General features: G+C 67.7%; 1 protein-coding gene. It reads left to right on the plus strand.

What is annotated here, in order from left to right; genetic code table 11:
- Positions 1–142: 142 nt before the first annotated feature.
- Positions 143–1,468, plus strand: a complete 1,326-nt coding sequence (locus ACTWPT_RS59920) for an ISL3 family transposase (protein ID WP_443186463.1) — start codon at positions 143–145, stop codon at positions 1,466–1,468.
- The last annotated feature ends 12 nt before the right edge of the window (positions 1,469–1,480 follow it).

The raw sequence follows: 1,480 nt of genomic DNA on the forward strand, positions 1-1,480 counted from the left end.
GGCTCTTCGAACTTGATCGGGGTTGAAGCCTGACTGCTCGTGCTCGCGTGGCTGGGGTGCGGTCGGCTCTTGAGCGAGCTCGCGGCTCCCGTCGATCATTTCTGTTGTCGACGCAGAAGATCACAACAGAGAAGCCGCGAGCATGGTCAACGATACGACCCGATTACTGGGCTTGGATGGCCTGGCCGTCGCCGAGGTCATCGCAAGAGATGAACACGCTGGTCAGGGGCCAATCGTCTGGTTGGCGACGATAGACGAACAGGCGAGGGTGTGCCCCGGCTGTGGGGTGCGGGCCACCCGGATGAAGGAGTGGGTGATCACTCGGCCGCGGGATCTGCCGGTTGGCGGGCGTCGCTGTGAGCTGCTGTGGCGCAAGAGGCGCTGGATCTGTTCGACGGCGGTGTGTCCGCGCAGGACGTTCACCGAGCAAGTGCCGCAGGTGCCCGCGCGAGCGCGGCTGACCGAGCGGTTACGCCAGGCCAGCGGGATGGCGGTGGCCGACGGCGGTCGCACGATCGTGCAGTCGGCGCGAGATCACGGGGTGTCCTGGCCGGTGGCCTCGGCGGCGTTCACCGCCTATGCCGAGCGGATGCTGCCGGCCGAGCCGCAGCCGGTCACGGTACTGGGCATCGATGAGACCCGCCGTGGCCGGCCCCGCTGGGTCTATGACGAGGCGGCCCGGGCGTGGCAGGCGGTGGTGGACCGCTGGCATGTCGGGTTCGTGGACCTGTCGCATGGTCAGGGACTGCTCGGCCAGGTCGAAGGCCGCACCACGCAGGTGGTCATCGACTGGCTGCAGGAGCGTGGCCAGAAGTGGAAGGAGCAGGTGCGGTTCGTGGCGATCGACATGTGCACGATCTTCAAGGCGGCCGTGCGGGCCGCGCTGCCGCACGCGGTCCTGGTCGTCGATCACTTTCATGTGGTCCAGTTGGCCAACACGGCCCTCACCGAGATCCGCCGCCGCCTGACCGTGCAGGTCCGCGGACGGCGGGGCCGCAAGGGCAACCGGGAGTGGGAACTGCGCAACCGGCTGACGCGCTCGGCCGCCCGGATGCACGGCGCTCAACTCGACCCAATGATCGACGACCTGATGGCCCTGCCCAAACGACTCGGGGCGCCGATCCTGGCCGCGTGGAACGCCAAGGAAGACCTGCTCGATGTGCTCGCGTTAGCGCGTACGCACCCCGACCGGACCGTGATCGCCGGTCGGCTGTTCCGCTTCTACGATCGGTGCGCCGCCTCTGGCCTGCCCGAGCTCGAACGACTGGCGAGCACCATAGAGACCTGGTGGCCCGAGATTCTCGCCTTCATCCAGACCGGGATCACCAACGCGGGCTCCGAAGGGACCAACCGCGTGATCAAGACCGTCGCCCGTGACGCTTACGGCTTCCGCAACCCCGAATCCCAACGACTCCGCACCCGCTGCGCCACCACGCGAAAGAGCCGCGGCTGCCTCAACCCCGCTTAACTTCGAAGAGCC

The sequence above is a fragment of the Nonomuraea sp. 3N208 genome, from assembly GCF_052245935.1.
Lineage (GTDB): Bacteria > Actinomycetota > Actinomycetes > Streptosporangiales > Streptosporangiaceae > Nonomuraea.